The 21,288-nt window shown below is 67.3% G+C and carries 17 protein-coding genes; 12 read left to right on the top strand and 5 right to left on the bottom strand.

Features of this window, described 5'->3' with window-relative positions:
• Positions 1 to 9: 9 nt before the first annotated feature.
• The 6 genes from ACFVTE_RS08975 (at position 10) to ACFVTE_RS08950 (ending at position 8,125) form a co-directional block, all read left to right on the top strand.
• Positions 10 to 996, top strand: a complete 987-nt coding sequence (locus ACFVTE_RS08975; RefSeq protein WP_387099284.1) for an o-succinylbenzoate synthase — start codon at positions 10 to 12, stop codon at positions 994 to 996.
• 148 nt (positions 997 to 1,144) lie between these two features.
• Positions 1,145 to 3,235, top strand: coding sequence for a PhoX family protein (locus ACFVTE_RS08970; RefSeq protein ID WP_387099282.1), 2,091 nt, complete (start codon positions 1,145 to 1,147; stop codon positions 3,233 to 3,235).
• Positions 3,236 to 3,389: 154 nt separating this feature from the next.
• Positions 3,390 to 4,811 (top strand): extracellular solute-binding protein, encoded by a 1,422-nt coding sequence (locus ACFVTE_RS08965; RefSeq protein ID WP_387099280.1) that lies wholly within the window; start codon positions 3,390 to 3,392, stop codon positions 4,809 to 4,811.
• Positions 4,808 to 5,779, top strand: a complete 972-nt coding sequence (locus ACFVTE_RS08960; RefSeq protein WP_387099278.1) for a carbohydrate ABC transporter permease — start codon at positions 4,808 to 4,810, stop codon at positions 5,777 to 5,779. The genes ACFVTE_RS08965 and ACFVTE_RS08960 overlap by 4 nt, the downstream gene beginning before the upstream one ends.
• 8 nt (positions 5,780 to 5,787) lie before the next feature.
• Positions 5,788 to 6,693: a carbohydrate ABC transporter permease gene (locus ACFVTE_RS08955; RefSeq protein WP_387099276.1), complete on the top strand. Its 906-nt coding sequence runs from the start codon at positions 5,788 to 5,790 to the stop codon at positions 6,691 to 6,693.
• Positions 6,694 to 6,715: 22 nt separating this feature from the next.
• Positions 6,716 to 8,125, top strand: a complete 1,410-nt coding sequence (locus ACFVTE_RS08950; protein ID WP_387099274.1) for a glycoside hydrolase family 32 protein — start codon at positions 6,716 to 6,718, stop codon at positions 8,123 to 8,125.
• Positions 8,126 to 8,157: 32 nt separating this feature from the next.
• Here the strand turns inward: ACFVTE_RS08950 and ACFVTE_RS08945 are convergent, their stop codons facing one another.
• The gene (locus tag ACFVTE_RS08945; protein WP_387099272.1) at positions 8,158 to 9,246 is read right to left on the bottom strand and encodes a LacI family DNA-binding transcriptional regulator; all 1,089 of its coding nucleotides are present in this window, start codon (positions 9,244 to 9,246) and stop codon (positions 8,158 to 8,160) included.
• A 163-nt stretch (positions 9,247 to 9,409) separates the two neighbouring features.
• On the opposite strand from ACFVTE_RS08945, the gene menD reads away from it, so the two are divergent.
• Together menD and ACFVTE_RS08935 are read left to right on the top strand one after the other, a co-directional pair.
• Positions 9,410 to 11,131 (top strand): 2-succinyl-5-enolpyruvyl-6-hydroxy-3-cyclohexene-1-carboxylic-acid synthase, encoded by a 1,722-nt coding sequence (gene menD / locus ACFVTE_RS08940; RefSeq protein WP_387099746.1) that lies wholly within the window; start codon positions 9,410 to 9,412, stop codon positions 11,129 to 11,131.
• 195 nt (positions 11,132 to 11,326) lie between these two features.
• A complete protein-coding gene (locus ACFVTE_RS08935; protein ID WP_387099270.1) occupies positions 11,327 to 12,280 on the top strand; it encodes a hypothetical protein in 954 nt (317 codons plus the stop codon).
• Between the two features lie 128 nt (positions 12,281 to 12,408).
• Here the strand turns inward: ACFVTE_RS08935 and ACFVTE_RS08930 are convergent, their stop codons facing one another.
• From ACFVTE_RS08930 to ACFVTE_RS08915, 4 genes are all read right to left on the bottom strand, one after another.
• Complete coding sequence (locus tag ACFVTE_RS08930) at positions 12,409 to 13,185, bottom strand: amino acid ABC transporter ATP-binding protein (protein WP_387099268.1); 777 nt, start codon at positions 13,183 to 13,185, stop codon at positions 12,409 to 12,411.
• Positions 13,182 to 14,147 carry an amino acid ABC transporter permease gene (locus ACFVTE_RS08925; protein WP_377949179.1) on the bottom strand — a complete coding sequence of 322 codons (966 nt, stop codon included), beginning with the start codon at positions 14,145 to 14,147 and terminating at the stop codon, positions 13,182 to 13,184. Before ACFVTE_RS08925 ends, ACFVTE_RS08930 begins: the two co-directional genes overlap by 4 nt.
• Positions 14,148 to 14,182: 35 nt before the next feature.
• Positions 14,183 to 15,139, bottom strand: a complete 957-nt coding sequence (locus tag ACFVTE_RS08920) for an ABC transporter substrate-binding protein (RefSeq protein ID WP_387099266.1) — start codon at positions 15,137 to 15,139, stop codon at positions 14,183 to 14,185.
• A gap of 178 nt (positions 15,140 to 15,317) precedes the next feature.
• On the bottom strand, positions 15,318 to 16,640 hold the full coding sequence (locus tag ACFVTE_RS08915; protein WP_387099264.1) for an isochorismate synthase MenF: 1,323 nt from the start codon (positions 16,638 to 16,640) through the stop codon (positions 15,318 to 15,320).
• Positions 16,641 to 16,764: 124 nt separating this feature from the next.
• On the opposite strand from ACFVTE_RS08915, the gene ACFVTE_RS08910 reads away from it, so the two are divergent.
• The 4 genes from ACFVTE_RS08910 (at position 16,765) to ACFVTE_RS08895 (ending at position 21,279) form a co-directional block, all read left to right on the top strand.
• Positions 16,765 to 17,544 carry a demethylmenaquinone methyltransferase gene (locus tag ACFVTE_RS08910; protein WP_387099743.1) on the top strand — a complete coding sequence of 260 codons (780 nt, stop codon included), beginning with the start codon at positions 16,765 to 16,767 and terminating at the stop codon, positions 17,542 to 17,544.
• 4 nt (positions 17,545 to 17,548) lie between these two features.
• A complete protein-coding gene (locus ACFVTE_RS08905) occupies positions 17,549 to 18,883 on the top strand; it encodes a geranylgeranyl reductase family protein (protein ID WP_387099262.1) in 1,335 nt (444 codons plus the stop codon).
• Positions 18,884 to 18,892: 9 nt separating this feature from the next.
• A complete protein-coding gene (locus tag ACFVTE_RS08900) occupies positions 18,893 to 19,993 on the top strand; it encodes a polyprenyl synthetase family protein (RefSeq protein WP_387099260.1) in 1,101 nt (366 codons plus the stop codon).
• A 440-nt stretch (positions 19,994 to 20,433) separates the two neighbouring features.
• Positions 20,434 to 21,279, top strand: a complete 846-nt coding sequence (locus ACFVTE_RS08895; protein ID WP_387099258.1) for a type IV toxin-antitoxin system AbiEi family antitoxin domain-containing protein — start codon at positions 20,434 to 20,436, stop codon at positions 21,277 to 21,279.
• The last annotated feature ends 9 nt before the right edge of the window (positions 21,280 to 21,288 follow it).

Raw genomic sequence — 21,288 nt, 5'->3', positions numbered from 1 at the left:
AGTGAATTCATGCCTTTGCCGTACCCGCCCCTCGAGGAGTTGCTTTCTTCCGCCCGGGTGGTGGTGCTGCCCATGCGCGTGAAGTTCCGCGGGATCCTGGAACGTGAAACGCTGCTCCTCCGCGGCCCGCTGGGATGGGGCGAGTTCGGCGCCTTCCCCGAGTACGGCGACGCCGAGGCCTCGCGCTGGCTTGCCGCCGCCGTCGAAGCCGGCTGGCACGGTTTCCCGGAGCCGCTGCGGACCAGCATCCCCGTCAATGCGACCGTGCCCGCCATCACGGCGGACCGCGTGCCGGAGATTCTGGACCGGTTCGGCCGCGTGGACGCCGTCAAGGTCAAGGTGGCCGAACGCGGGCAGACGCTCGACGACGACGCCGGCCGGGTCGCCGCTGTCCGCGCCGCGCTTCCGGACGCTGCCGTCCGCGTGGACGCCAACGGCGGCTGGGACGTACCGGCGGCGGTGGCGGCGCTGACCCGGCTGGCCGACGCCGGGCTTGAATACGCGGAGCAGCCAGTGCCGGACATCGAGGGCCTGGCCGAAGTGCGGCGGCGGCTTCGTGCGGCAGGGGTTCCGGTGCTGATTGCGGCCGACGAAAGTGTCCGCAAGGAGGACGACCCCCTCAAAGTGGCGCGGGCCGGCGCCGCGGACCTCCTCGTGGTGAAGGTGGCGCCGCTCGGGGGAGTCCGGCGCGCCCTGGAGCTGGTAGCGCAGGCGGGGATGCCCGCCGTCGTGAGTTCCGCCCTCGATACGTCCGTGGGGATCCGGGCCGGGCTCGCGCTCGCGGCCGCGCTGCCGGAACTGCCGTACGCCTGCGGGCTGGGAACGGTCTCGCTGCTCGCCGCGGACGTGATTGGTACGCCCCTGGTGGCCGACGACGGCGCCATCACCTTGCGCGATGCCGTCGCCGACGAGGGGCTGCTTGGGCAGTACGCCGCCCCGGCCGAGCGCCGGGACTGGTGGCTCGCCCGGCTCCGCCGCGCCTACGCCCTGCTCTAAACGCGTCCTCACCTCCTGTGGGTTTTCCCCGGACGCGTCCTCACCGGGGGCGCGAGTTCACCGGATCTTCATCTGAGTGTCGGCTTCCGGTTCGCTTTCACTGGAAGGGTGGCGGTGCCGCATCTAAACCCTTGGAAGGTCTCTCCCCATGTCTGAAATCTCCGGACGCAAGTTCGCCCTGCTCCCCATGCTCGGGCACACCAAAGGCAAGCGCAGCCCTATCACCTGCGCCCTCAAGTGCGACAACGCCTGCGCAGGCGACGTCTGCAACACGAGCTCGAACAGCTACTTCCGCGACATCGCCTCCACCACTCTCTCCCGCCGCGCCGCCCTGGGCTTTGGTGCCGCCGGTGCCCTCGCCGTCGTACTTGGCGGTGCCGTAACGTCCGGCGAGAAGGCCGTCGCCGACGGCGGAGCGGGACTGTCTCCCGCCGCGAAGAACGGCTTTGCCCCGGGTGCGTCCAAGCTGCAGTTCATCGCCATCCCCGCCGTTGCGTCCGACGTCGACGCCCTGACCGTGCCGGCAGGCTTCACCTGGCAGCCCGTGATCCGCTGGGGCGACCCGATCTTCAACGATGCCCCGGCGTTCGAGCTGGGCAACCAGACCGCCGCTGCCCAGGAGCGGCAGTTCGGCTACAACAACGACTACTCGGACATCCTTGAGATCCCCGGCAGCAAGGGCCGGCGCGCGCTGCTGTTTGCGAACCATGAATACACGAACGAGAACATCATGTTCCCGGCCAGCATGCCCGCCGAACAGATGCGCGCGGTGGGCGCGGCTGCCCACGGCCTGACCGTCGTCGAGCTGGAGCGCAAGAACAAGAACAAGCCGTGGAGCTACGTCAAGGGCGCGCCGCTGAACCGCCGCTACCTGAACAGCACCCGCTACGAGCTGACCGGCCCGGTTGCAGGCTCGGACTTGGTCAAGACCGTGGCCGACCCCGAGGGCCGCTGGATCAACGGCACCCTGGGCAACTGCTCCGGTGGAACCACCCCGTGGGGCACCGTCCTCTCGGGCGAGGAAAACTTCAATGGCTACTTCGTTGCTCCGGGCACGTCCGCCTCGGACAAGCGCTACGGCCTGACCAACAAGGCCACGGCGCGGCAGTGGGAGCTGGATGACCCCCGCTTCAACGCCAACAACGCCGGCTACGAAAACGAAACCAACCGCTTCGGCTGGATTGTGGAGGTGGACCCGTTCGACCCGACGTCCACACCGAAGAAGCACTCTTCCCTGGGCCGCTTCAAGCACGAGGGCGCCAACGTGATCCTGGCCAAGTCCGGCCACGTGGTTGCCTACATGGGCGACGACGAGCGCTTCGACTACCTCTACAAGTTCGTTTCCAAGGCCAAGTACCGCGAGGGCGACCGCAAGCACAACATGACTCTCCTCTCCGAGGGCGACCTGTACGTTGCCAAGTTCACCGGCAACGCCCCCGCAGCGGAGATCGACGGCAAGGGCTCCGTCCCGTCCGACGGCTCCTTCGACGGGACCGGCGAATGGCTGCCGCTGGTGGTCGGCGGCAAGTCCATGGTTGCCGGCATGTCCCTCGAGGAAGTGCTCGTGTACACGCGGCTCGCCGCCGACAAGGTGGGCCCCACCAAGATGGACCGCTGCGAGGACGTCCAGCCCAGCCTGCACACCGGCAAGGTCTACGTCGCGTGCACCAACAACTCGGACCGCGGCAAGCCCGGCAAGGAAGGCGCCACCGAGGTCAACCCGCGCAACGCAAACCGCGACGGCCACATCGTGGAAATCACCGAGACCGGCGACCAGACCTCCACCAAGTTCACCTGGAACCTGCTGATGGTCTGCGGCGATCCCTCCACCGGCGACGTCACCTACTTCTCCGGCTTCCCGGCCGACCAGGTCTCGCCCATTTCCTGCCCGGACAACCTGGCCTTCGACTCCGTGGGCAACCTCTGGATCTCCACCGACGGCGCCCCGTCCGGCATCGGCAAGGCTGACGGTCTGTTCAAGGTCACCCTGGCTGGCCCCGAGCGTGGCCGTGTGGAGCAGTTCCTCGCCGTGCCCCGTGACGCGGAAACCTGCGGACCGATCGTCCACGACACCGAGCGCAGCGTTTTTGTCTCCGTGCAGCACCCGGGAGAGGAAGGCACCTTCGAGGCGCCGCACTCGTACTTCCCGGACTACGTAGCCGCCGGCGCGACGCCCCGCCCCGGCCAGATCCGGGCTCCCCGCCCTGCTGTGGTCCAGGTGTTCCGCACCGACGCCTAGGGTCTAACCCCGTCCTGAAGCGGGCGCTCCCGCATTTCTCCCGGTTGAGAAGTGCGGGAGCGTTTGGCGTTAAGCGATGGGTGATTCTGTGACGCTTGACACGTGTTAGGTTGATCCCCTACAGTTCCTAACACGTGTTAGGAAGGGAATTGACATGACCGGAGCCACAAACGGGCACCTGCGGGAAATCACCCGACGAACAGCCCTTGGTGCCCTCGGCGCGGGAATCATCGGAGCGACTGTGGCATCGTGGCCGCGGCTCACGGGGACGGATATTCCGGGCCGCGGGGACAACAGCCTCAGCATCGCCATCATGGGCACCGCCGCGGACGCAGCCGCCCGGCAACGCGCCATCGACGCTTTTACCCGGCTTCACCCCGGGATTAGGGTCAAGGTCCAGGCCATCCAGGCCGTGGACTGGAAGGACTTCTTCACCAAGATCCTCACCATGGTTGCAGCAGGCACGCCACCGGACGTGGTCTACGTGGCCACCGAAGGAGCCCAGCTTTTCGCCGAGAAGCTCGCCCATCCGCTGGACGAGTTCGTGCGCCGCGACGCCGCGGACATGCGCGAGTTCTTCGACGACGTCCACCCGAGCCTGGTCGAGGCCTTCATGTACAAGGGCAGCCTGTACCAGCTCCCCATGGACTGGAACGCGGCCAACATGTACTACAACACCACCGCCTTTGCCCAGGCAGGGCTGGAGCGCCCCGCGGACGACTGGACCCACGTGGACTTCCGCAACAGCCTCGCCGCCATGCGGAAGGCCCGCACCTCGGACTTCACCCCCTATTACTGGACCAACCGGCTCTTCGGCGGCGTGGTGCCGTGGCTCTACGCCAACGACACGAGCTTCCTGAAGGAGACCCGGTCCACCGGCGGGGAATGGCTCTGGGACGGCTTCTACGCCAAGGATCCTTCCCGCAGCCTCCGCTCGGGCGGGTACCAGTGGCTGGAGCCCAACGCCGACGACGACCGGGTCTTTGAGTCCTTCGACTACCTTCGCGGGCTGGTCAAGGACGGGCTCGGGGTCCGGCCGGAGGAAGGCGGCGGCAGTTCCCTCGTCGGCCTGTTCGCCTCCAACCGGATCGGCACCACCCCGGCCGGCGGCTACTGGGTGCAGGGCCTGCACGAGGCCGGGATGGGCGCCAACGACTTCGACGTCCAGTTCTTCCCGCGCTGGAAGACGCAGCGCCACCAGTTCGGCACGGCAGGCTACGCGATCATGAAGACCGCCAAGGACAAGGACGCGGCGTGGGAGTGGATCAAGTTCAGTGCCAGCCGCGAGGCTATGGAGCTGATCTTCCCCAACCCCATTACGACGCCGGCCCGGCGTTCCATGGTCAACGAACGGCTGTACGCCGGCAAGGGACCGGCCCACTGGAAGGTCTTCTACGACACCCTGGACAGGTTCCCCACCACCGGACCCATCCCCGCACCGCCACAGCAGGCCGCCGTGGAAACGGCCCTGATGAAGAACGTCTCGCTTGCTGTCAGCGGCGACGAGCAGCAGCTGAAACAGGCCCTCGGCTCCATGCATCGCGACCTTGAACTGGCCCTGAGGAGGCAGTCATGAGCACCACCACACCGCCGCGGCAGCGGCCGAACCAGGCGGCCCGGCGGGGCAGGCCGGGCGCCGCAGCCGCTGCGTCGGCAAACGCGGCCACCGGCAGGCAGAGCCAGCGCTGGCTGCCATGGATCTTCCTGGCGCCCACCATCCTCGGCATGGGACTGTTCACCCTGGTCCCGATCGTGGCCTCCGTGGTCCTGGCGTTCTTCCGATGGGACATCATTTCGGCGCCGACGTTCGTGGGCTTCGACAACTTCTCGGAGGTGGTCCAGGACCCGACCGTCCGGGTGTCCTTCCTGAACACCATCGTTTTCGTTGTGGTGGCCGTGGCCCTCCAGCTTGGCCTCGCCCTGGCCCTGGCAGTCATGGTGCAGGAGAAGATGCCGGCCTGGCTGCGGGTGTTTTTCCGCTCGGCCTTCTTCTTCCCCCTGATCCTGTCAGCGGCCTCCGTCTCCATCTTCATGCGGTACCTCTTCAACGAACAGTTCGGCGTGGTCAACTGGTTCCTGTCGCTCGTGGGCATTCCCGCGGTGCCGTGGCTGACCACACCGGGAGGGTCCGCCGCCGTCGTGGTCCTGGTGTACGTGTGGCAGAACTTCGGGTTCTCCTTCCTGCTGTTCATCGGCGGCCTGGCCTCCATTCCGGTGGAGACCTACGAGGCGGCGTCGATCGACGGCGCCACCGGCTGGCGCAAGCACCTGCACGTCACGCTGCCCCTGCTGAGCCCCACCACGCTGGTCGCTTCGGTGATGGCCATCATCAACGCCCTGCAGGTGTTCGACCAGCCGTACGTGCTGACCCGCGGCGGCCCCGGCGATTCCACCCGCACCGCCGTCATGGTGATTTTCGAATCGGCATTCCAGCGCCTCGAATTCGGCCAGGCATCCGCCATCGGCGTGCTGCTCACCCTGATCATCATGGCCATCACGGCCGCCCAGTTCCGGCTCAGCAAACGATTCGTCTTCTACCAGTAAGGCCAGCCATGACAACCTCAACAGACCACGTCCTGGCCGCCGGGCACTCCCCGAAGCTGTCGCAGGGCCTCCCCGAAACATCGCCCGGCCGGCGCAGGTTCAGCTGGAACTTCGCGCTGCGCATCGTCCTGCTGTTGATCGCTGCGGCCCTGACGCTGGGCCCCGTGCTGTGGACCCTGTCCACATCGCTGCGGTCGCCGTCGGAATCCTTCAGGCTGCCGCCGTCGTTCATTCCCTGGAACCCGGACTTCACCTCCTACGGTGAAGTGTTCCAGCAACTGAATATCTTCCTTCTGGTGCTCAACAGCGCCCTGGTGACCGGGCTGATCGCGGTAGGCCAGATGATCTCCGCAGCGCTGGCGGGCTACGCATTCGCGCACCTGAAGTTCCGCGGCCGCGGAGCACTGTTCTCGATCGTGCTGGCCACCATGATGGTGCCGGTGCAGGTCACGATCGTGCCCGTCTTCATGCTGATCCGGGGCATGGGGCTGTCCGACACTCTGCTGGCGCTGATCCTGCCCGCCATTCCGACGGCGTTCGGCACCTTCCTGATGCGCCAGTACTTCATGGGGCTCCCGGCCGAGCTGGCGGAAGCCGCGTCGATCGACGGCGCCTCCCCGTGGCGGACATTCCGTTCCATCTATGCGCCGCTGGCGATGCCCGGCATGGCGATCGTCGGAATCCTTGCGTTCAACTACCACTGGAACGAATTCTTCCGCCCGCTCATCCTCACGATTTCCGAGCAGAACTTCACCCTCCCGCTGGGGCTTGTGTCGCTCCAGGGCAACCTGGGCACCGGCAGCATCTCCGTGGTGCTGGCGGGCGTGGTCCTGTCCATGATTCCGGCGCTGGTGGTCTTCATGTTCGGCCAACGCGCCCTCCAGGACGGTCTTACGGCCGGCACCGGAAAATAACCTACCCACCGAAAGGCCCACCATGCCCTCCCCGGACCTCGCCGCCGTCCGCTTCGAAGACGTCGCCGCCGCGCACACCGACACCGCCTTCCCGCGGTTCCATCCCCGCCCGGCGCAGGGCTGGATCAACGACCCCAACGGCATCAGCCACATCAACGGCCGGTACCACGTGTTCTTCCAGTACAACCCGGACTCGGCCCGGCACCACAGGATCGCCTGGGGCCACGTGAGCTCCGCCGACCTGGTGCGCTGGGAGGAGCACCCCGTGGCGCTGCGGCCCCAGCCCGGCGGCCCGGACGAGTACGGCTGCTGGACCGGTGTTGTAACGGACGACGGCGGTGTTCCCACCGCGGCGTACTCGGGTGTCCGTGGGGACGGGGGCCACTCACAGGTGGTCATCGCCCGCGGATCGGAGGACCTGGTCAGCTGGGAGCAGACTGGCCACGTGGCGGCCTCCATGCCGGGCGGGCAGGTCACCGCGGTGCGCGATCCGTTCATCTTCCGGCTTAACGGCAAGCGGTACGCGATGCAGGGCGCCGGCCTCGCCAACGGCCACGCCGCATTGCTGCTGTACACGGTGGAGGACATGTCCGACTGGAAGTACCAGGGCATCTGGCTGACCTCGGAAAACCCGGTGGCCGCCGAATTCACGCCCGCCGAGATTTGGGAGTGCCCGCAGCTGGTGCGGGTGCCGGATGGCACCTCCTCCTCTGACTCCGGGACCGGCTCCGGCACATGGCTGATGATGTTCTCGCTCTGGCTCTCCGGGGACGCACACGAGCACGCCAACGGGGTGGGTCACCTGCTCGGCTCGCTGACCGAAGATCCGGCCACCGGGCTGCCGGTGTTCACGCCTCGCAGCGGGGGGAAGTCCGATCTTGGCCGCGACTTCTACGCACCGCAGATTGTTGCCCTTGAGGAGCGGGCGCTGCTCTGGGGCTGGGCCAACGAAGGGCCGGGACGCGACGGACGCCGTGGGCGGAGCCAGGATGAAATCGACGCTGCCGGCTGGGCCGGAGTCCTGACCTTCCCGCGTGAACTCTCCGTGGTGGACGGCGCACTGGCCGTCAGCCCAGCACCCGAGGTCGGGGCCTACCGCGGCGCGCAGGCCGCCAGCGCGGCCCGGGGCACCGTTGAGGTGCCGCCGTTCGCCGAAGCTGTGGTGACGGGAGGAACGTCCGGCGGGGACTCCGCCGTCGAGCTTCTGCTCGTGGGGAACGGCAGCAGCCAGACGGTGTTCCGCGGGACCATTGCGCCGGGGGAGGAGTTGCGGATCTTCGTGGATGCCTCGCTGGTGGAGGTTTACCGGTCAGGTTCCGTGGCCACCACCCTGCGCGCCTACCCTGCGGCGGGGGAGGGATGGGAGCTGCACCTTCCCGCCGGCGCGGTGGCGGATGTCTGGGGGCTGGAGCAGCCGCCGGTCCAGGGCTGACGGCACACCAGGGATGTATGCCCGGCCGGGAATTAACGCCCGGCCGGGACGGGCCCGGTGGAATCACGGATCACCAGCCGGCAGGGAACGGTGGCCTCGGCGCTGGTACCGGACGGCTCAGCGTCAGTGGCGTTGCCGCCGTCGTCGGTCCTGTCCGGGGCCGCTTCCACCTCGGCGAGCAGAGCTGTCATGGCGGCGGCGCCCATCTCCCGGAGCGGGAGGGCCATGGTGGTGAGGGCCGGGACCATGGTTTGGGCGACGCGGAATTCGTCGTCGTAGCCCATGACGGACACATCCTGCGGGACGTTCAGGCCGAGCCGGTAGCAGGCGAGGACGACGCCGATGGCCAGACGGTCGTTGGCGCACAGGATCGCGGTGGGCCGTACGGCCGGCTCGACGCCGTCGAGGAATTTCATGGCGGCGTGGAATCCGGCGTCGATGTCCCAGCCCACCTGAAGGATCCGGTCCTCGTTCACCGGCATGCCTGCCGCACCAAAGGCCTCGCGGTAGCCCTCGATGCGGCGCGGGGCCGCGGGCGTCAGCGAGTCGCCGGCGAGGAACGCGATATCCCGGTGGCCGAGCGACATGACGTGCTCGGCGGCTTCCCGGCCGCCCCTGACCTCGTCCGGGATGACGGCGGGGAGGCGTGATTCGGGGCGGTCGTCGAAGCAGTTGGCCAGGATCGACGGGACCCGGGCCATGTTGGGCGGCACGTGCAGGGGACGCAGACCGACGGTGACGTACATCAGGCCGTCCACCTGCCGGTCGAGCAGGGTTTCGACGGCGCTCTCGTCCCGGGATTCGTCCAACTCGGTGTCCATCACCACGGTGACAAACCCGTGCGACCGGGCAACGGCGTCCGCACCGGCGATGATGTTGCCGTCGAAGGGGCTGGTGACCACCTGGTCCGACACGATCCCGATGATCCGCGACTGCTGGTTCCGCAGGCTCAGGGCAATCTTGTTGGGGGAGTAGTTGAGCGCCGCGGCGGCTTCCCGGATGCGCTGCTGGCTTTCGACGGCGACATTGCCGTCACCCCGCCCGTTCAGCACCAGCGACACGGCGCTCCGGGAGACACCCGCCAGCTTGGCGACGTCCAGTGCGGTGGCCTTGCGGTTCATGGGCTGATCCTTGCGATGGAAAACTCTCTGTTGTGCTGTAGTTTACCTAACTCGTGTGAGACGGCCTCGGTCCTGGCACTGGAGCTTCGAGGTGAGCCGGCGTTTGGGTTGGTGGCAGACTGGTTCGGTGACTTCCTCCGAACCCGCCGAGCCCTCCGCCTCCTTGACCGGCACCCCTGCCGACGCCGATCCCGCGCTGACGTCCGTGGCTTCCGCACGGATTGCCGTCGCGTCGCTGCTCGACGGCGGCGTCAGGTACGTCGTGGTGGCCCCGGGCTCGCGGTCGGCGCCCATGGCCTACGCGCTGGCCGAGGCTTCGGCGGCCGGGAAGGTCGAGCTTCTGGTCCGGATCGACGAGCGCTCGGCCGGATTCACGGCCCTGGGACTGGCTCTTGCCACGGGAGCGCCGGTGGCCGTGCTGACGACCTCGGGGACCGCCGTCGGGAATCTCCTCCCGGCTGTGATGGAGGCCAACCACGCCGCCGTGCCGCTGGTGGTTGTTTCGGCCGACCGGCCCGAGGAACTCCGCGGGACCGGCGCGAACCAGACCACCCTCCAGCTGGACCTCTTCGGCGAGCACGTCCGCTTCGCCGTGGACGTTCCCGCAGGGGAGAGCCCGCAGCGCGCGGTGGAAACCGCGCTCGCCGCCGCCACCGGGGCCTTCGCGGACACGCCGCCGGGTCCCGTCCAGCTCAACCTCGCCTTCCGCGACCCGCTCGTGCCCGGGGCGGGGGAGCGGCTGCCCGAGGAGCGCGGCCACGCAACCTTCCGGATTGGTACCGAACCGCTCACCATGAGCCTCGATCCTGCGCCCGCCGGCCTCCCCGAGCGGCGCACCGTGGTGCTCGCCGGGCACGACGCCGGACCGGTCGCCGAGGCTTTCGCCCGAGCCCATGGACTGCCGCTGCTGGCAGAGCCGTCGTCCAACTCCCGCTTCGGGCCCAACGCGGTGGGGCCGTACCGCCTGCTGCTGGAGCACTTTGGGCCGGACTCGGCGCTGCCCATCGAGCGTGCCGTGGTGTTCGGCCGCCCGACGCTGTCCCGCCCGGTGTCGGCGCTGCTGGCCCGGACGGACATCCCGGCAGCCCTCTATGAACCCGTGCCGGTGGCCTGGTACGAGCCGGGCCGGCGCCGGGAAACGCCCATTGCCAGCCTGGCCGAGCTCGCGGAGTTCGCCGGCCGGGGCTCCGCCGCCTGGCTCGACGCGTGGCTGCTCGCCGGCGCCGCGGCCCAGCATGCCGTCGACGGCATACTCGCTACCGAAGAAGCCGCCACCGGTCCCGCCGTCGGCGCGGTCGTTTGGCAGCACGCCCGCGGCCAGTTGGTCCTCGGCTCGTCCAACGGCATCCGCGACGTCGACCTCGCCGGCCAGCCCGCACCCGAGCCGGCCGCCACAGTCTTCGCCAGCCGGGGCCTTGCAGGCATCGACGGCACCATTTCCACCGCCACCGGCATTGCCCTCGGCGGCCACCAGGAAACCACCCTGCTGCTCGGCGACGTCACCTTCCTGCACGACGCAGGCGGCCTCTTCCTCGGTGCGGGGGAGGAACAGCCGCAGCTGCGGATAATCGTCCTCAACGACGCCGGCGGCGCCATTTTCAGCCTGCTGGAACACGGTGCGGTCGCCGAGGCAGGCGGCTACGGGGACGCCGTCGAACGCCTCTTCGGCACCCCGCACACAGTGGACATCGCGGCACTCGCGGCCGCGTACGGCGGCGGGCATTGCTCGGTGAGTACGACGGCGGGCCTCGCCGAGGCGCTTGCCGCACCGTTCACCGGGCGCACCATCATTGAGGTGCGCACCGACCGGCACGAACTCCGCGCACTGCACGGAAGGATCAAGGCGGCGGTGAGTTCCGCGGTGGCCGGGGTGCTCGCCGGCTAGCCCCTGGCGACGCGCAACCTGCCCGGCGACGCGCAAAATTCCTCCCGCGACGGGAATTCCCTGCGCGCCGGAAAATGTGTGCGTCGCTGGGCGGTCTCCGCATCGCCAGGTGCGGGCGCGTGACGGCGGTCGGATTTCCACATGGCACCATCCATGTCTTTCGGGCCGGCACCAGGACCTGCGAGTGTACAAGCCATGGCCGAACTACCAAGGCTCGTCCTCGCCCGCGAGCACATTCAGCAGGGATTGACGCCCAAGATGCTCGCCCGGCGCTGTGCAACAGGTGCACTTATCCGGCTGCGGCAGGGCGTTTACGTGGACGGGGAGGCGTGGGGCTCTCTCCAGCCCTGGGACCAGTACCGGCTGCGGGTACAGGCGGCGGCCGAAACCTTCACCGCTCCGACGGTGTTCGCACGGCATTCGGCGGCAAGTGTTTGGGGCGTTCCGACTGTCGGCCATCACCATCCGGTGCATGCACTGACGTTCCAGAACGATGGGGGCCGGTCCCGGGCGGGCGTTCGAAGGCACTACGCGGACCCCGCAGGTGTGAAAGTGTTCAGTCACGACGGCCTGTTGGTGACCGGCCGCGTGCGCACTGTCCTGGACTTGGCGGCGTTCACACCCTTCGCCGAAGCCATCGTTCCGCTGGATCACGTGCTTAGACCTGACGCCGCCCGGAACCTGCCGCCGCTGTCCAAGGAGCAGCTCCTCGCTGAAACCGAGGGCAACTACACGGCCGCGGCCGCCCGGCGCATCACCGCGGCCATCGAATTCGCCGACGCGCAGTCCGCGTCGGCGGGGGAGTCGTACAGCCGGGCGCTCGTGCATGTGGCGGGCTTCGAGACGCCGGCCCTCCAGCACGAGATCCGAGACGTGGGCGGCCTCATTGGCTACTCGGACTACTACTGGGAGTCCGCCCGTATCGTCGGTGAATTCGACGGCATCGAAAAGTATCTGAAGCCGGAATACCTGAAGGGCCGGACGACGTCGCAGGCAGTGGTGGACGAGAAATACCGGGAGGACAGGATCCGGGCTACTGGCCGCACCGTGGTCCGGTGGGTGTGGGCCGACCTGATGGTGCCGGGACGGCTGGAACGGAAACTGTCGGCGGCGGGGGTGCCGCGCCGTCGTACACGGTCCGCACGGTGACGTCGCTGCAATGGCGACGCGCAATGCTCCCCGTGATGCGGAAATGCCCCGGCGCTACCGAAATTCCAGTAGCGTCGGGGCATTTGCGCATCGCAGGATCGAATCCGCGTCGCAGGAGCGAATGCAGGCTAGAGAACCCGGCTCAGGAACTCCTTGGTGCGGGCATGCTGCGGGTTGGCGATGATCTCGCGCGGATCACCGGTCTCCACCACCACGCCGCCGTCCATGAACGTCAGGCTGTCGCCCACTTCCCTGGCGAAACCGATTTCGTGGGTCACCACAATCATGGTCATGCCGGACTTCGCGAGGTCCTTCATGACGTTCAGGACATCGCCCACGAGCTCCGGGTCCAGGGCTGACGTGGGCTCGTCGAAGAGCATCAGCTCGGGCTCCATGGCGAGGGCCCGGGCGATGGCAACGCGCTGCTGCTGTCCGCCGGAAAGCTGCGACGGGTAGTGGCCCGCGCGGTCGGCAAGACCCACGCGGTCCAGCAGTTCCAGCGCCTTCTTCCTGGCGGCTTCCCTCGGCTGGCGCTTCACCTGGACCGGAGCCTCCATGACATTCATGAGCGCGGTCTTATGCGGGAACAGGTTGAACCGCTGGAACACCATGCCGATCTCACGGCGCTGCGCGGCGATCTCCTTGGTCTTGAGGTCATGCAGCCGGCCGTTCACCTCGCGGTAGCCAATCAGCTGGCCGCCCACGGAAATCCGTCCGGCGCTGATGCTTTCCAGCAGGTTCACGCAGCGCAGCATGGTGGACTTGCCCGAACCGGACGGCCCGATGACAACGGCCACCTCGCCCTGGTTGACGGTGAGGTCGATGCCACGCAGCACATGGTGGTGCCCGTAGTACTTGTGCAGGCCCTCGATCCGGACCAGCGGCTTTTGAGCGGTGATCGTCATTTTGCGCTCTCCTCGGGGAAGTCCATCTTCAGGGCCGGTTCCGCCTCGGCGCTCGGCGCACCGGCCGCGGCGGCCCTCGCTGCCGCAGGATTCACGACGGCGGGTACCCGGTTGTCCACGCCCTTGCCGTAGTAGGCCTCGATGTAGTGCTGGCCCACCATCAGCAGGCTGGTGATGACGAGGTACCAGATGGCCGCGACGATCAGCAGCGGCACCGGAAGATACGTCCGGTTGGCCAGGTTGTTCGTCGCGAACGTCAGGTCCAGAGTGAATGGAACCGCCAGAACCAGCGAGGTGGTCTTCAGCATGCCGATGGTTTCATTGCCTGTTGGGGGGACAATGACGCGCATCGCCTGGGGGAGGATGATCCGCCACATGATTTTGGTCTTGGCCATGCCCAGCGCTTCGGCGGCTTCCATCTGGCCGCGGTCCACAGACTTCAGGCCGGCACGGAAGATCTCCGCAAGGTATGCCGATTCATTCAGGCCGAGCCCTAGGATTGCAGCAATCAGGGGGTTGATGACGGTGCTGGTGTCCACGCTGAACAGCTCTGGCCCAAACGGAACTCCGGCAGCAATCTTCGGGTAAAGGACCGATACCAGGCCCCAGAAGATCAACTGCGTGTACACAGGGGTGCCGCGGAAGAACCACACCCAGGCCCAGCTGGACCAGCGGAACACCGGATTATCTGACTGGCGCATGAAGGCCAGCAGGATGGCCAGGACGATGGCGAGGACCATCGAGGCCACCGTCAGCAGCAGCGTCCAGCCCACGCCCTGGACCACTTTGACGTCCAGGATGTAGGTGGCCACGATATCCCACCGGAAGTTCGGGTTGGTCACCAGGCTCTGGGCGAATACCGCCAGCACGCCGAGGATGACGACGGCGCTGATCCAGCGGCCCGGGTGCCGCACCGGTACTGAATCGTTCAGGACCGGTGCGGTTTTGTGATGGTCGTCCATCTGTGCACCTGATTTGTGGTCGGTGACGGTACGGCTCAAGAGCTGGCCGCCGGGTTGACTTCGGACTTGGTGATGGCGCCGTCGCCATTCCCCCAGCCATCAAGGATCTTCTTGTACGAGCCGTCAGCCATGAGCTTGGTGAGGGTCTTCTGGATCACCTCGGCCAGGGCCATGTCCGACTTGGCAACCGCGATACCCTGCGGGGCCGAGTCGTAGACGTCGCCGATCTTCTCCAGCTGGCCATTGGTCTGCGTCAGGGCGTAGCCGATGATGGGGGAGTCCGCTGCCATGGCATCGATGCTGCCGTTGACCAGGCGGGTGGTGACATCCGTCTGGTTCTTCAGCGTGACGATGTTGATGGGCTGCTTGCCGTCAGCCGTGCACTTCTTGTTGCGGCCGGACAGATCCGGATCCTCCTGGACGGTGCCGGTCTGGACGCCGATGGACTTGCCGCAGACATCGTCAAGGGAGAAGCCCTTTGGGTTGCCCTTCTTCACGGCCCAGGCGGTCCCGGCGTTGAAGTAGCTGACCATGTTGACCGCGCCGAGGCGTTCCTTATTGATGGTGAAGGAGGAGATGCCCAGGTCGTACTTCGGGCCGAGCGCGGGCAGGATGCCGGTGAACTCGGACGTCTGCACCTTTACCTTCAGGCCCAGGGTTGCGCCGATGGCCTTGGCGATGTCGACGTCGTAGCCCACAGGAGTCTGGCCGTCCGTCCCGATGAATTCGGCCGGCGCGTAGCTGGTGTCCGATCCGACTGTAAGAGTGCCCTTGGACTTAATCGCGGCGGGGACCGAGGCGGCCAGTGCCTCATCCTTCTGGATCGTCGAGGGATCGAAGCTGGCCGCGGCACTGCCCGACGGCGACGCCGCACCACCGGGGGCGGCGGACTCCGAGGCGTTGGTGCAGGCTGAAAGCGCCAGCGCGCCAATGGCGAGAACCGTAGCTGCCTTGAGCTTGGAATTGCCCACGAGCGAACGGGAGATCTGCATATTCTTACCTTTTGTTGCGGGGAGGGATGCGGAACTAGCGGGTTATAGTGTAGCTCTCATTGAGAGATGTGCGTCACAGGTAACTAAGTTTCACTATTGGATAACTGTTTGGGGTCGGAAAGCAAGGGTCCTTGATGGAGGGGTGTCCGGTATGTGAGACAAGCCTACCCGCCTCAGGTCAGCTGCTAATGCCCAGCGACTCCAGCATCGGGCGGAACTTGGCCCACGTCTCCGCGAGCTCCGCCTCCGGCTGCGAGCCCTCGACAATTCCGCAGCCGGCATATAACCGGACGGTCGTGGGCGACTCAATGACCGCGCCGCGCAACGCGATGCCCCACTCGCCATTGCCGGCGGCGTCCAGCCACCCCACTGGGCCGGCGTACGGCCCCCGGTCGAGGTGCTCAAGCTTCCGGATCAGTGCCCCCGCCACCTGTGTGGGCGTCCCACACACGGCGGCGGTGGGATGCAGCGCGTTGATCAGCGCCAGGCAGGTGGGGACGTGGCCCTCCACCTCCGTGAGCTCGGCCTTGACGTCGGAAGCGAGGTGCCACACGTTGGGCAGCTCCAGGATGAACGGCTCGTCGTGGGCATTCATCGCCTCCGAGAAAGGCGCAAGCTGGGTGGTCAGCGACTGGATGGCGATCTCGTGTTCGTGCCGCTGCTTCTCCGATCCGGCCAGGACCCGCTCGGCGTAGTCCAGCGGCAGCCCCGCCTCGCCCACGGCGTCCCGGCGGTCCAGCGTCCCGGCCAGAACCCGGGCCTGGGCGGTGCGGCCCTCCACCTGGATGAGCATTTCCGGCGTCGCCCCCACGAGGCCGTCCACGCCGTAGGTCCAGCATTCCCGGTACCGGCTGGCCAGTTGGCGCAGCACCTCGGCCGCGTTCACGCCGTCCGGAACCGTGGCCACGATGTCCCGGGCAAGGACCAGCTTCTCCAGCTTCCCGGTGCGGATCTCGGCGACGCCGGCGGTGACGGCGTCCATCCAGTCCTCCTCACTGAGGGAACCGGTTTTCAGCGTGGCGGCGTCCGCGTGCGTGAGGTCGTCCGGGTTTACGACGGCGGCAGCCGGGTCTGACTCCAGCCACCCCTTCAGGGCGGCGAACGCGCCCGCTTCGGTGAGTTCGCCGTCGTCGGCCGTTATCTGGGTGAGCCAGGCGCGGCCGTCCCGGACGCCCACCACGATCTCCGGCACGATCAGGCGGGACTCATGCTCCGAAGCTTTGGAGAAGGCGAAGGACCCGAACGCCACGGGGCCGGTGCCGGGGCACTCCACGTGGTCGGTGATGTCCGCCTCGATGACCAGATGCCGCCACCAGATGTCCGCCTCGAGGAAGCGCTCGGGGCCAGTAGCGGTGAACCGCGCCGCCTCGCCGAAGCCCACCAGGCCGGCCTCGCGGCGGGTCCAGCACAGAACATCATCGCGGACCAGATACGACGGCAGCCCCTCGGGAGCCGATTCTCCATCCAAAGGGACTGTCAGGGTGCGGAGCGTGCTGGTCATGATGGGTCAACAGTACTCTGTTCTACTTAGCCCCCTCGGTACCTTTAAGTAGCTCCGGCTCAGCCCACCACGCCCAGCAGCCGCGGTGTCACGGAGCCTGCGGAAGTTTTGAGACAATGTCATGGTGAACCGAGCATCCTTGGATAAGCGTCCGGACGAAGTAGCCACGATGTTTGACGACGTCGCACCCAAATACGACGTCGTCAACGATGTCCTCTCGATGGGGCAGACCCGCCGGTGGCGCAAGGTTGTGGTTGATGCCATGGATGTCCGGGCCGGCCAGCGGGTGCTGGATCTGGCCGCCGGAACGGGAACCTCCAGCGAGCCATATGCCGATGCCGGCATAAACGTGGTGGCCTGCGACTTCTCCCTCGGCATGCTCAAGGTGGGCAAGCGCCGCCGCCCCGACATCGACTTCATCGCGGGGGACGCCACCAACCTGCCCTTCGCCGACAACACCTTCGACGCCAGCACCATCTCCTTCGGCCTGCGCAACGTCAACGAGCCGAAGAAGGCCCTGGCCGAGATGCTCCGTGTAACCAAGCCGGGCGGCAAGCTGGTCATCGCCGAGTTCTCCCAGCCCGTCGTACCGCTGTGGCGCACCATGTACACCGAGTACCTCATGCGCGCCCTGCCGGCCATCGCCACCAAGGTCTCCTCCAACCCGGACGCTTACATCTACCTTGCCGAGTCCATCCGCGCCTGGCCGGACCAGGACCACCTCGCCGCGTGGCTGCAGGAGTCCGGCTGGCAGGACGTCACCTACCGCAACCTGAGCGGCGGCATCGTGGCCGTCCACCGCGCCCACAAGCCGCTTACCGGCAACGGCTCGGCGGACGCCATCGCAGCCCACACCGGCCCGGTGGCCAAGCTGCGCCGCAACCTCCCGCGGACTGCCCGCTGACACTGTGAAAGTACTGATTGTTGGCGCGGGTCCCGCCGGATCCACCGCCGCGTATTACCTTGCCAAAGCCGGCATCGACGTCACGGTCCTGGAAAAGACCAGCTTCCCGCGCGAAAAAGTGTGCGGTGACGGACTCACCCCGCGTGCTGTCCGGGAGATCCAGAAGCTCGGTCTGCCGCATCCCGAACAGGACGGCTGGCGCCGGAACAAAGGCCTCCGCCTCCTTGCCGGCGGCCGCAGCCTCGAACTGCCCTGGCCAGAGGTGTCCGACTTCCCGCAGTACGGCCTGATCCGCACGCGCCTCGGGTTCGACGAGGAACTCGCCCGCCATGCCCAGGCCGCCGGCGCTACAGTGCTGGAACGCCACAGCGTGACCGAGGCGCTGCGCAGCGACGACGGCCGGGTAACCGGCGTGCGTGCGGCGATCCTGGACGAGTCCGGACGGAAGACGGGGGAGACGCTCGACTTCAGTGCCGACGTCGTCCTGGCCGCCGACGGCAACTCCACCCGCACCGCCGTCTCACTCGGCATCCAGAAGCGCGACGACCGGCCCCTGGGCGTCGCCGTCCGCACCTACTTCCAGAGCCCGCGGCACGACGACGACTGGATGGAAGGCTGGCTGGAACTTCCCGGCCGCGACGGCAAGCTCCTGCCCGGCTACGGCTGGGTGTTCGGCGTCGGCGACGGCACGTCCAACGTTGGCCTTGGCATCCTCAACTCGTCGAAGGAGTTCGGCAAGCTCGACTACAAGCAGGTCCTCCGCGAGTGGACCGCCGGCATGCCCGCCGACTGGGGTTTCACGCCGGAGAACCAGGTGGGGGAGATCCGCGGCGCCGCACTGCCCATGGGCTTCAACCGCACCCCGCACTACTCACCCGGCCTGCTGCTCCTCGGCGACGCCGGCGGCATGGTCTCCCCGTTCAACGGCGAGGGCATCTCCTACGCCATGGAGTCCGCCCGCTTCGCCGCCGAGTTCATCATCGATGCCAGCTCCCGTGCCGCGTCAGGCGGCCGGAACGCGTCCGACGCCGACACCCGGCTTGCCGGGTACGCGGACTATGTTCGTGAACAGTGGGGATCCCACTTCACGCTGGGGCGTGCCTTCGCTGCGCTGATCGGCAAGCCCGCCGTCATGAAGCTTGCGCTGCGGACGGGGATGCCGATCCCGGTGTTGATGCGCTTCGTGGTCCGGCTGCTGGCCAACCTTACCGACTCGTCGGCCAAGGGCTTCGAGGACCGCGTGATCCGCGTGCTCGAACTGCTGGTCCCGGCCACCTCCAACACCTCCGCCCTTGCCCCCTCCGGCTCCAAATCAGCGGTTTCCGCAACAAAAAGTTAGGGTTAACCCGTGACCAACTCCGCGAACCACAGCTGGACGCACGCCGGGCACGGCCTGCCGGACTCTGAACCCAGCCTCAACACCACCGCCATCGCCACCGGACTGCAGTTGCCGGCAGGCTTCGCGGCCATCGCGGAAGACCCCGACCTGGGCCCTGCCATCACCACCAACCTGGCCCGGGTGGAGAAGAAACTCCGCGAAGCGATCGCCAACTCCGACCCCCTGGCTGACGCAACGTCGCGTCACCTCGTGGAGGCCGGCGGCAAGCGCATTCGTCCCCTGCTGACCCTGCTCTGCGCCCACCTCGGTGACGCGTCGCTGCCCGCCGTGGTGCAGGCCGCCGTCGTGGTTGAGCTGACGCACCTGGCTACCCTGTACCACGACGACGTCATGGACTCCGCGCCCTTCCGGCGCGGCGCCCCCACGGCCCACGAGGTCTGGGGCAACTCCGTGGCGGTCCTCACCGGCGACCTCATCTTCGCCCGCGCCTCCATCCTCGTCTCTGAGCTCGGCTCCCGCGCGCTCGGCATCCAGGCCCGCACCTTCGAGCGGCTGTGCCTCGGCCAGCTGCACGAAACCGTCGGCCCGCGCCCGGACGAGGACCCGGTGGAGCACTACCTGTCGGTGATCGCGGACAAGACCGGTTCGCTGGTGGCGGCCTCCGGCCAGTTCGGCGCCATCTTCTCCGGCGCCGACGAGGCCTACGAGAACGTTCTGGTGGAGTACGGCGAGAAGGTTGGCGTCGCGTTCCAGCTTGCCGACGACGTCATCGACGTCACGGGCGTGAAGGTCAAGTCCGGCAAGTCCCCGGGTACCGACCTGCGCGAAGGCGTCCCCACCCTTCCCGTGCTGCTGCTCCGCAGGGCCGCCGCGGATGGTGACCAGTCCGCCGTCGAACTTCTCAAGCTGATCGACGGCGACCTCTCCTCGGACGAGGCCCTCGCCGAAGCCGTTGCCGGGCTGCGCGAGCATCCTGTCACGGCAGAGTCCTGGGTGGTGGCCCGCGCCTGGGCGGCCGACGCCATCGCCGCGCTAAGCCCGCTTCCCGAGGGCGTGGTGAAGGCCTCGCTGTCCAGCTTCGCGCACGCCGTGGTGGACCGCGCCAGCTAGATTTCTGCAACGAAGGAAGGCCCGCCCCCCAAGGTGCCGGGCCTTCCTCGTTTAACCGGTGCTGCATGAGCCGGGTCCTGCTTAAACGGAACGGCCCCGGTTCTGAGCAGCGTTACGAGTCATACGCTGCGCGGAACCAGGGCCGCCTCTCCGTTCGCATCAAATCCACCGGAGGCATTCAGCGGATCCAAGAAACACTCTATGACAGCTTTGTCATATCCGCAAAATCTCTTGTTAACTGGCGTGTCACACGTCCCCATGCGGCCTCCGCCAGCCGTCGTGACCTTCTTTGGACTCGGAGCGCAGGCGACACGCCGCAACAGGGGGCACTCTGTACGTTCCGCGGCTGAGAAGAGGTCAGGACGGGGGCCGAGGCCCAGCTGTCCACATGGCGGATCTCAAGACTGCCCGAGGCCCCGCTGCACGGCCACTTTTAACTCATGGACCTTGAACTCTTCCTTGCGCACCGCGGCGGGGTGGCCAGGAGAAGCGACATCCTGCGCGCCGGCTACCAGCGAATCCAGTTAGATGCTTTAGTGGCTGCTGGGCGCCTGTACCGCCCGCAGCGGGGCGTTTACGCAGCGTTCAAGGCAGACGGCGACTTTCTTGCCGCATTCAGGGCCAATGGGCGGCTAACGTGCGTCTCGGCCGCGCGGTTCTACCGCCTTTGGGTCCTTCATCCGCCGCGGGCCGTGCACCTAAGTTGCGGTAACGGTGTGCCCAAACGGGGAGTGATTGACCATGCGGCGTGCACTCACGAAGCCACGCTGGCGTACCCCGTGGCCGGGTTGGCCGACGTACTCCTGCACGCGCTTCGATGCCTACCGGAGCTCGAAGCGTTGGTCATGGTGCAGTCCGCCACTGGTACAGGACAGATCTCGGTCAGTTTCCTGAGGAAGAAGCTCATCGGGAACAGGAACGGCCGTGCCCGCGCGGTGCTGGACCTTCTGATTCCCCGCGCAGATTCCATTCTGGAGATTCTGGCACACACCCATTTTGTTCGCGCGGGCCTCAATGTGAGGATGCACGTCGACCTTCCGGGCGTGGGCGAAGTGGATTGCCTGGTCGAGGAATGCCTTGTGGTCGAGCTGGATGGATCCAGCCACTTCGAACCCAGGCAGATCAAGAAGGATCAGCGGAGAAATAAAGCGGGCATGCTCGGTGGCCACCTGACTCTGCGCTATTTCTACGACGACGTAGTGCACCAGCCAAAGGCGATGGTGGAGGAGATTCGCGCTGTGCTGCACTTATGGGCAACGGGCAGATTCGCGCCCGGCTACTGGTAGGGCAGCGGG

This window comes from Arthrobacter sp. NPDC058097, from assembly GCF_042884885.1.
In the GTDB taxonomy this organism is placed as follows: domain Bacteria; phylum Actinomycetota; class Actinomycetes; order Actinomycetales; family Micrococcaceae; genus Arthrobacter.
Note: the sequence above shows the minus strand (reverse complement) of the source record. Positions and strands in the feature narration are given on the sequence as shown.

Excerpts from the sequence above, each read along its gene's own strand:
- ACFVTE_RS08975 (WP_387099284.1), top strand. The coding sequence starts at position 10 with ATGCCTTTGCCGTACCCGCCCCTCGAGGAGTTGCTTTCTTCCGCCCGG.
- ACFVTE_RS08970 (WP_387099282.1), top strand. The coding sequence starts at position 1,145 with ATGTCTGAAATCTCCGGACGCAAGTTCGCCCTGCTCCCCATGCTCGGG.
- ACFVTE_RS08965 (WP_387099280.1), top strand. The coding sequence starts at position 3,390 with ATGACCGGAGCCACAAACGGGCACCTGCGGGAAATCACCCGACGAACA.
- ACFVTE_RS08960 (WP_387099278.1), top strand. The coding sequence starts at position 4,808 with ATGAGCACCACCACACCGCCGCGGCAGCGGCCGAACCAGGCGGCCCGG.
- ACFVTE_RS08955 (WP_387099276.1), top strand. The coding sequence starts at position 5,788 with ATGACAACCTCAACAGACCACGTCCTGGCCGCCGGGCACTCCCCGAAG.
- ACFVTE_RS08950 (WP_387099274.1), top strand. The coding sequence starts at position 6,716 with ATGCCCTCCCCGGACCTCGCCGCCGTCCGCTTCGAAGACGTCGCCGCC.
- ACFVTE_RS08945 (WP_387099272.1), bottom strand. The coding sequence starts at position 9,246 with ATGAACCGCAAGGCCACCGCACTGGACGTCGCCAAGCTGGCGGGTGTC.
- ACFVTE_RS08935 (WP_387099270.1), top strand. The coding sequence starts at position 11,327 with ATGGCCGAACTACCAAGGCTCGTCCTCGCCCGCGAGCACATTCAGCAG.
- ACFVTE_RS08930 (WP_387099268.1), bottom strand. The coding sequence starts at position 13,185 with ATGACGATCACCGCTCAAAAGCCGCTGGTCCGGATCGAGGGCCTGCAC.
- ACFVTE_RS08925 (WP_377949179.1), bottom strand. The coding sequence starts at position 14,147 with ATGGACGACCATCACAAAACCGCACCGGTCCTGAACGATTCAGTACCG.
- ACFVTE_RS08920 (WP_387099266.1), bottom strand. The coding sequence starts at position 15,139 with ATGCAGATCTCCCGTTCGCTCGTGGGCAATTCCAAGCTCAAGGCAGCT.
- ACFVTE_RS08915 (WP_387099264.1), bottom strand. The coding sequence starts at position 16,640 with ATGACCAGCACGCTCCGCACCCTGACAGTCCCTTTGGATGGAGAATCG.
- ACFVTE_RS08895 (WP_387099258.1), top strand. The coding sequence starts at position 20,434 with ATGGACCTTGAACTCTTCCTTGCGCACCGCGGCGGGGTGGCCAGGAGA.